Source organism: Mycobacterium sp. (assembly GCF_047975165.1).
Lineage (GTDB): Bacteria > Actinomycetota > Actinomycetes > Mycobacteriales > Mycobacteriaceae > Mycobacterium.
In genome coordinates this window covers 1-7,751 of the sequence record NZ_JBKECZ010000007.1, presented here as the reverse complement: position 1 = coordinate 7,751, position 7,751 = coordinate 1, and the positions used below count along the sequence as shown (strand labels likewise).

9 protein-coding genes and 1 pseudogene are annotated in these 7,751 nt (G+C 68.6%); 7 read left to right on the top strand and 3 right to left on the bottom strand.

All coding sequences use genetic code 11. The features are described from left to right. Positions 1-112: 112 nt before the first annotated feature. Positions 113-874 (bottom strand): annotated as a pseudogene (locus tag ACK5M9_RS00565) (helix-turn-helix domain-containing protein); the annotation flags it as partial. Positions 875-1,023: 149 nt separating this feature from the next. Here ACK5M9_RS00565 and ACK5M9_RS00560 point away from each other — a divergent pair. From ACK5M9_RS00560 to ACK5M9_RS00550, 3 genes are all read left to right on the top strand, one after another. Continuing rightward, on the top strand, positions 1,024-1,440 hold the full coding sequence (locus ACK5M9_RS00560; RefSeq protein WP_416891266.1) for a WhiB family transcriptional regulator: 417 nt from the start codon (positions 1,024-1,026) through the stop codon (positions 1,438-1,440). A 131-nt stretch (positions 1,441-1,571) separates the two neighbouring features. Beyond that, on the top strand, positions 1,572-2,552 hold the full coding sequence (locus ACK5M9_RS00555) for a pirin family protein (RefSeq protein WP_416891265.1): 981 nt from the start codon (positions 1,572-1,574) through the stop codon (positions 2,550-2,552). Continuing rightward, on the top strand, positions 2,549-2,890 hold the full coding sequence (locus ACK5M9_RS00550) for a GNAT family N-acetyltransferase (protein WP_416891264.1): 342 nt from the start codon (positions 2,549-2,551) through the stop codon (positions 2,888-2,890). Before ACK5M9_RS00555 ends, ACK5M9_RS00550 begins: the two co-directional genes overlap by 4 nt. A gap of 333 nt (positions 2,891-3,223) precedes the next feature. Here ACK5M9_RS00550 and ACK5M9_RS00545 read toward each other — a convergent pair whose 3' ends face one another. After that, positions 3,224-4,525: an ammonium transporter gene (locus tag ACK5M9_RS00545; protein WP_416891263.1), complete on the bottom strand. Its 1,302-nt coding sequence runs from the start codon at positions 4,523-4,525 to the stop codon at positions 3,224-3,226. A 288-nt stretch (positions 4,526-4,813) separates the two neighbouring features. Here ACK5M9_RS00545 and ACK5M9_RS00540 point away from each other — a divergent pair, with 288 nt between their 5' ends. From ACK5M9_RS00540 to ACK5M9_RS00525, 4 genes are all read left to right on the top strand, one after another. After that, on the top strand, positions 4,814-5,479 hold the full coding sequence (locus ACK5M9_RS00540; RefSeq protein WP_416891262.1) for a TetR/AcrR family transcriptional regulator: 666 nt from the start codon (positions 4,814-4,816) through the stop codon (positions 5,477-5,479). 91 nt (positions 5,480-5,570) lie between these two features. Continuing rightward, the gene (locus ACK5M9_RS00535; protein WP_416891261.1) at positions 5,571-6,230 is read left to right on the top strand and encodes an enoyl-CoA hydratase/isomerase family protein; all 660 of its coding nucleotides are present in this window, start codon (positions 5,571-5,573) and stop codon (positions 6,228-6,230) included. Positions 6,231-6,312: 82 nt separating this feature from the next. Beyond that, a complete protein-coding gene (locus tag ACK5M9_RS00530) occupies positions 6,313-6,558 on the top strand; it encodes a hypothetical protein (RefSeq protein WP_416891260.1) in 246 nt (81 codons plus the stop codon). After that, entirely contained in the window at positions 6,555-6,899 is a 345-nt protein-coding gene (locus ACK5M9_RS00525; protein WP_416891259.1) for a type II toxin-antitoxin system PemK/MazF family toxin, read from the top strand. Before ACK5M9_RS00530 ends, ACK5M9_RS00525 begins: the two co-directional genes overlap by 4 nt. Positions 6,900-6,902: 3 nt before the next feature. Here the strand turns inward: ACK5M9_RS00525 and ACK5M9_RS00520 are convergent, their stop codons facing one another. After that, complete coding sequence (locus ACK5M9_RS00520; RefSeq protein WP_416891258.1) at positions 6,903-7,205, bottom strand: hypothetical protein; 303 nt, start codon at positions 7,203-7,205, stop codon at positions 6,903-6,905. Positions 7,206-7,751 lie beyond the last annotated feature (546 nt).

The window sequence follows — 7,751 nt, the reverse complement described above, 5'->3', positions numbered from 1 at the left end:
GCCCGGCATTGCCCCCCGGCCCGCCTGCGTCACCGGACCCGCCCTCGCGGCCCCGCCCGGCATTGCCCCCCGGCCCGCCTGCGTCACCGGACCCGCCCTCGCCGCCCGGTCCGCCCTCGCCACCCGGTCCTCCACCTTCCACCGCGTCGGTGAAAGCGCGTACCCGGGGGAGTGCCCCGGGCGGAATGACACCTCGGTTGCGGATGTCCCAGACCTCGTCGCCGCCGATACCGATCAGGGCGGCGATCACCGGTTCGGGCAGCGACGAGGCCGTGCACGCCCTGTCGAACCGAGCATGCAGGCTCGCCGGCATCCTCGTCAGCAACGCACTACGGGTCACCTCGAGCGCCCGCAGATGTTGCATGAGCCGACCTGCGGACTCCACATCCCCACTCACCGCCACCCGCCACGAACTTGCTGCCAGCATCTCCGCCTTCACACACTGTGCGATCACAGAGAGAATATACGACTCGTATTCGTTTGATGTGCTCGCCGGCAATCGATCGATGACGGTCCGCAGTGTATCGAGCTGCGCTTCGGCGTAGCCTTCGAGGACGTCGGTATCGCTGTGCCGGTCGACGACGACGGTGTCCCGTCGTCCGGCGGGTGCCGGCTCGGGCGGTTGCGCTGCGACCAGCCGGGCCAGCTCGGCGTCCGGGTCTGCGGCCACCAGCAGGCGCGAGTAGGTGCCCGGCGGCAGCCCCAACCCGTTCTCAACCTTTTGAACAGTGCTTTTGTGTGGTTTTCGGGCGCCGCGTTCGAGGTAGCTCAACCCCATGATGCTCACGCCGGTCGCGGCTGCGAGGTCGGCCAAAGACCAGTCCCGGGACTCGCGCAGCGCACGCATGGCCGCGCCGGCCGATTCACGACTCACGGCGGGCTCCGGCCATACGGCGAATACTACACAGCCAGCCCGACCTCCTTATGTATATTCGTTTTAATCTCGGTTCTCTTGCGCCGGCACGATGTCCGTGTATACGCTTTCGCCTACGTTCTACGTTTCACCCCGAAGGAGATCGGTAGATGACAAGCCCCTGCACGGCCAACCCGGAACTGTGGTTCGGTTTTCCCGATGACGACGAAGGCGACGGCGCGACCAAGGCCCGCGCCTACGAGCAGTCGGCCACCGAGGCGCGCATCCAATGCCTGCGCAAGTGCCCGCTGGCTCAGCAGCGGTTGTGTGCCCAGCGGGCGGTCGCGCACGGCGAGGCGTACGGCGTCTGGGCGGGAGTGAAGCTGCCCGGCGGCCAGTACCGCAAGCGCGAACAACTCGCGCGGGCACACCGGGTGCTGCAGCGCATCGCCGCGGGGGAGATCAATGCTCGCCAGTTGCCCGAGAACGCCACCCTGCTGGCGCGCCACGAAAATGCCGCCGAGGCGCAGTCCGCGGTGGTGTTGCACCTGCCCGCCGCGCGGATGCGGCCACGGCCGGCGGCGTAGCAGGTCCCCAGCACAACCGGTCCCATCGCCAACCGGCCCGGACGTCGGCGGGCAACCACCGCAGGGCCCGCGGCGTGCGGAGTAGGGTCACGGTATCGGTGTGAAATCGCACCCGCTGCGAAGGGCCGACCGTGAGCAACCTGGAGACAGTCCCCACCGAAGTCGACTGCACCGCTTCGCAGCCCGCGTCCGCAGCATCCCCCGTCGAGGTGCTCCAGCCCAGGGATGTGCCGCTGGACGGATCCCGCGCCATCGAAGTGCGGCGCACGCTTCCGCAGCGGCAGCGCTCAACGATCGGGGCGTGGTGCTTCGTCGACCATTTCGGGCCGACTTCGGACCGGATGGACGTGCCGCCCCACCCGCACACCGGCCTGCAAACGGTGACCTGGCTGTTCCACGGGCAGCTGGAACATCGCGACAGCGCCGGCGTGCACGTCCTGGTCCGTCCCGGGGAACTGAATCTGATGACCGCCGGCGCGGGCATCTGCCACTCGGAGGTATCCACCGACGGCCGCACCCTGCACGGTGTGCAGCTGTGGGTGGCGCTGCCCGATTCGGACCGCGATACCGGGCGAGACTTCGTGCACTACCGGCCCCGGCCGACACGACTGTCAGGCGGTCAGGCGCGGGTTTTTCTCGGGGAGCTCGCAGGAAGCCGCGCGCCGGTCTCCACATTCACCCCCTTGCTCGGTGCGCAGCTCGACCTCGACGCCGGAGCGTCACTGGACCTGGACATCGATGCGACGTTCGAGCACGGGGTGCTGTGCGACGACGGCGCGGCCCGGCTTGACGGCATCGACCTGGCAGAGGGTGAGCTCGGCTACCAGGGGCCCGGGCATTCCGTGCTGCGGCTGCACAATCCGGGGGAGCGCGCGGCCCGGGTGCTGTTGTTGGGGGGCACCCCCTTCGGCGAGCGGTTGGTGATGTGGTGGAACTTCGTCGGCCACAGCCACGACGAACTCGTCGAGTTCCGCCGTCTGTGGCAGGACGCCGACGACCGCTTCGGTTCCGTGGCGGGCTATCGCGGGAGTCTCGCCCGGCTGCCGGCCCCGCCCATGCCGACCACCCGATTGAAGTCCAGACGGGCCGCACAACCCAAGGAGCGCAGATGACGACCGACAAGACCGGCGCGCAGACCACCGTCGCGGTGGAGCCCGACCGCTACACCATTGCCGTCGACGGCACGAACGCCGGATTTGCCGCGTTCGCCGACCGGGGGGCTCAGCGGGTGTTCCACCACACCGAGATCGATCCCGCGTTCGGTGGTCGGGGCCTGGCGACCCTCCTGCTCGCCGAGGCGCTGCGGGCCACCCGCGCCGACGGCAAACGGATCGTGCCGGTGTGTTCGATGGTGGGCACCGTGCTCAAGAAACACCCCGAATACCTCGACATCACCGACCCGGTCACCGACGAAGTGGCGGCGTGGCTGGCCACGCAGACCGCCCGCTGAGCGCAGGCCTGGCCCGGGCACTGGGGCACTGGGGGCACGGGCCAGGGGCCTGGGGCCAGGGGACAGAGGCCAGGGGGCAGGGGCCAGGGGGCAGGGGCCAGGGGGAAGGGGGCAGGGGGCAGGGGCCTCGCACGCTCGCTCGCGAGCGTAACGCCATGGCGAAATCTGGAGCGAAAATTCGCAACCCCGTTACGCTCGCGAAAGACTCCTGATTGCGGACAGGGTCGCCAGGGCTTTGCCCTGACGGTGCATCTGGCTGGGCAGGGTGCCCGGGGCCGGGCACGACGGCCGGCGCCCGGTGCCCGGGGCCCGGCGCCCAACGACCCGGGGTGATCAGTAGGCGTCGTCGACGTCGCGGCGCGGGCGCGGCGCGTCCTGCTGGCCGAACAGCGGGCGGTGGATCTGCTGGTGGCCGTAGACACCCTCGGTGTAGGCGGTCTCGGCGTGCTGGGTGAGGTCGACGCCCTGCACTTCGGCCTCCCTGCTGACCCGGAACCCCAGCGTCCGCTCGATCGCCATGGCCAGCAGGTAGCTGACGGTGAAGGCATACAGGCCCACGACCGCCATCGCCAGGGCCTGCTTGCCGAGCTGGAGCAGCCCGCCGCCGTAGAACAGCCCGTTGGCGCCGTGCGTCATCACCGCGGTGGCGAACAGCCCGATCAACAGCACGCCGACCACCCCGCCGACGAAGTGCACCCCCACCACGTCGAGTGAGTCGTCGTAGTTGAGCTTGAACTTCACCGTGATGGCGAACGCGCACACGATTCCGGCGGCTAGGCCGACGACCGCGGCGCCCAGGGTGTTCACCGTGCCGCAGGACGGGGTGATGGCCACCAGGCCGGCGACCACGCCCGAGGCGGCGCCGAACGTGGTCGGCTTGCCGTCGCGGATCTGTTCCACCGAGAGCCAGCCCAGCATGCCCAGGCAGCCGGCGACCAGGGTGTTGAGGAAGATCGCCGACGCCATCCCGTCGGCGGCCAGCGCGGAGCCGGCGTTGAACCCGAACCAGCCGAACCACAGCAGGCCCACCCCGAGCAGCACGAATGGCAGGTTGTGCGGGCGCATCGCCTCGACCTTGAAGCCGATGCGCGGGCCCAGCACGAGCGCCAGCGCCAGCGCGGAGGAGCCGGAGACGATCTCGACGACCAGTCCGCCGGCGTAGTCGAGCACCCCCATGTTGACCAGCCAGCCGTCGGGCCCCCACACCCAGTGGGCGACCACCGAATACACCGCGATGGCCCAGACCGGCACGAACAGCATCCAGGCGGCGAATTTCGCGCGGTCGGCGATGGCGCCGCTGACCAGGGCCGCGGTGATGATCGCAAACGTCAATTGAAAGGTGGCGAAGAGCAGCTCGGGCACCGGGCCGTGCGCGGTGTCCGGGCCGATGCCCTTCATGCCGGCAAAAGACAGCCCGCCCACGAACCCGCCTCCGCTGGTGAACGCCAGGCTGTAGCCGACGAGCAGCCACGCCACGGTGACCAGCGGGATCGAGATGAAGCTCATCATGATCATGTTGAGCACGCCGGTGGTGCGCACCATGCCGCCGTAGAAGATCGCCAGCCCGGGCGTCATCAAGAGCACCAACGCGGTGCTGGCAAGCAGCCACGCGGTGGCTGCGGGGTCGATGTTCAACTCTCCGGCTCCCTAGCTTGTCCTGGAAGGTGCGGGCGGGGCGGCCCGCTCGGTAGGGGGCGGTGCTATCGGAGAAATTTTCAGGTCGGTAGCAGCTGAACCGCTGAACAGCGCCCCACCCGCGGTGCCCGCGCGCCACGCACCGCGACGCTCATCCCCGTTGACCACACCCGCCGTACCAAGGTAACCACTGCTCTCCGGCATGGGAAATCGTGGAGCAAAGTCGGTGTCCGTCGGCGCGCACCCTGGAACCCGGTATTAGAGCATTCGCTCTGTTATATTCGTCCCATGCCTCGTCCCCGGGTGCACGATCTCGATCGCGTCCTCGACGTCGCCGAGGAACTCGCGGTGAGCGCCGGGCCGGCAGCGGTCACCATCCGCGCCCTGTCGGATGCGACGTCGATGTCCAACGGCGCGCTGTATCACGCGTTCGCCTCGCGGGCCGGATTGCTGGGCCGGGCGTGGGTGCGTGCGGCCAACCGGTTTCTGGTACTCCAACGCGACGCCGTCGAGCGGGCGTTGACCGGCGGGCACACCGCCGTTGCCGACGCTGCCGGGGTTACCGACGCTGCCACGGTTGGCGACGCTGCCGCGGTGGACGCCGTAGTCGCGGCCGCGTTGTGTCCGGCGCTGTTCTTCGACCAGAACCCGTCGTCGGCGCAATTCCTGCTGACCGTTCCGCGCAGCGAGCTGCTGCGATCCGGGGAGGTGCCCGCCGAGGTGGCCCGGGAGTTGCGGGAACTCGACGACGCCCTCGGTGCGATCTTCATCCGATTGGCGCGCGGGCTGTGGAACCGCGCCGACAAGCCGGCGCTGGTACTCATCCGCGACAGCGTCGTCGGCCTTCCGACGGCACTTCTGCTGCGCGACAACCGAATACCCGACGACGCCGCACGAGAACGCCTGGCTGCGGCCGTGTGGGCCGTGCTGACCATCCCGCCGGCGAACCCCTGAACCCCTGAACCCCTGCCCCCGGAACCCCTGAGCCCCTGGACTCCCCCCGGAACTCCCTGGAAATACCACCCAATCCCGAAAGGGCCCGCCCATGACCGCAACTCTGCAATACCGGAACCGGATCGCCGTGCTGACCCTCGGTGCCGACGAAAACCGTTTCTCGCCAGCGCAACTCGACACTCTCGACGCCCACCTCGACGACATCGAGAACACCGCGCAGGCGCTGATCACCACCGGCAGCGGCAAGTTCTATTCCAACGGACTCGATCTCGACTGGCTCGCCGCCAACGGCGACAGGGCCGACTGGTACGTCGGGCGTATCCAGACACTGCTCAATCGCATCCTGACGTTCCCACTGCCCACCGTCGCCGCGATCAACGGACACGCGTTCGGTGCGGGCTCCATGCTGGCGATCGCCCACGACTTCCGCGTCATGCGCGCGGACCGCGGCTACTTCTGCTTCCCCGAGGTCGACATCCGCATTCCGTTCACTCCGGGTATGGCCGCGCTCATCCAGGCCAAGCTGCCGCCGCAGACCGCGCTGGCCGCCATGACCACCGGACAGCGCTTCGGCGGGCCACAAGCCCAGGCGATCCAGCTCGTCGACGACACCGCGCCCGCCGACGGCCTCATCGACGCGGCAGCGGATCGGCTGCAACCGTTGCTCGGCAAGGATCCGGGCACCCTCGGTGCGATCAAGACGACCATGTACGCCGCCGTCAGCGCAGCACTCGAGGCCGTCGCAGCGTGAGGGAGCGGGCCTCCCGGCGCGGGGCGGGTGCGGCGCATATCTTCGGTATGTCGATCGCGGATACCTGACGTATCCTGAGCGGATGGCTGATATCACCACTATCAAAGTCAGCAAACCGCTGCGCGATCGCATCACGGCCGCGGCTGGGCAGCGGCGCCAAACCGTGCAGAACTTTATGGAGCAGGTGATGGATGAGCACGACCGCCGCCAGCGCCTGGCTGCCGTCGCAACCGCACTGCGCACCGCCGACGAGGACACCCTGCACGGCTGGCGCACGGAAACCGAAGGCTGGGCAACACTCGACTCCGACGTCGACGAGCCCCGGTGACCGAACCGCTGCGACCCGGATCCGTCGTCTGGGTCAACCTCGACCCCACCGTAGGTCGCGACCAGTCCGGCCGCCGGCCGGCCGTCGTCGTCGCATCGACGGGCTACTTGCGGGCGGTCGCCGAATTGGCCATCATCGGTCCCGCGACGACGACACAGCGCGGTTGGCCGCAGCACGTGGAGCTGACCGGCGCGGCCCTTGGGCTGGACCGTCCGACTTTCGCGATGACCGAACAGCCGCGCACGATCAGTCGACGACGCATCGCCGCGGTCGCGGGCACGGTCGAAGCCGAGTGCCTGGGCGCTATCCGGCTCTGGCTCAACGACTTTACGAGGGACTGACGGCTACCCGCCCAGTGCGGTGCGCAGGAACGGGGTGGGGTCTTTCATCGACGCCGGCACGGTGCCGCTGATGTAGACGGTATAGCTGTCGGCCACCGGCCCGAACTGCTCGGGAATCGCAAGGTCGGGGCCACCGAGTTTGACGACGGCGTGCGCGCTGGCGGCGCTGTTGAGGTAGCTCATCACCCCCGGGATGCTGGGCCCGACGTTGTCGGTGCCGACGATCGCGTACCCCTGATCGAGCCGGTGCGAGAGGTATTCGTCGTCGCGGTGACTGCGCAGCGGCGGTGCCGGATCCAGCAGCACCGAGGTGATCAACGCGCCGTGGGGCGGAATCGGGCCGTCGTAGTTCGTCGCGTCGAGTCCCGATCAGTCGGGTGTCGCGGCGAGGGCACTGCCCACGCCCACCACCGCACCGCACATCAGCAGAATGAAGGAAAGGACGAGTGCAGCAAGGCTTTTCATCGTGACCCTTTTATTCGAGGCGGGGAGGGGTGGGGGCCTCTGCGGCAGATAATGGTCAGCGCGCGTCGGGATGATGTGGCGACGAACCCGGGGCATGTGGGGCGACTGGCCGTTGTCTGGTTGCGTCCAGCAGAGTGGTGTACGAGTCGGACCTGATCTGCGGTACCGGCGTGTCGTAGCCGAATGAATGAAGGTCATCGCGTGATTCTTCGAGAGACCCGAAAAAGTCACTCGAGCAAAGGAACCAACGCGATGACCACTGCCTGCCCACGATATCGACCTGCCCATGGTGCTGGCCGAACGACTCACCACCACCCACCCCGATGTCTTGCGTGAACTGCTGGCCACATTCATCCACGCCGTGATGGGCGCCGAAGCCGACGCCTT

Coding starts and splice junctions, on each gene's coding strand:
- ACK5M9_RS00530 (WP_416891260.1), top strand. CDS start 6,313: ATGGCTGATATCACCACTATCAAAGTCAGCAAACCGCTGCGCGATCGC.
- ACK5M9_RS00540 (WP_416891262.1), top strand. CDS start 4,814: ATGCCTCGTCCCCGGGTGCACGATCTCGATCGCGTCCTCGACGTCGCC.
- ACK5M9_RS00560 (WP_416891266.1), top strand. CDS start 1,024: ATGACAAGCCCCTGCACGGCCAACCCGGAACTGTGGTTCGGTTTTCCC.
- ACK5M9_RS00550 (WP_416891264.1), top strand. CDS start 2,549: ATGACGACCGACAAGACCGGCGCGCAGACCACCGTCGCGGTGGAGCCC.
- ACK5M9_RS00535 (WP_416891261.1), top strand. CDS start 5,571: ATGACCGCAACTCTGCAATACCGGAACCGGATCGCCGTGCTGACCCTC.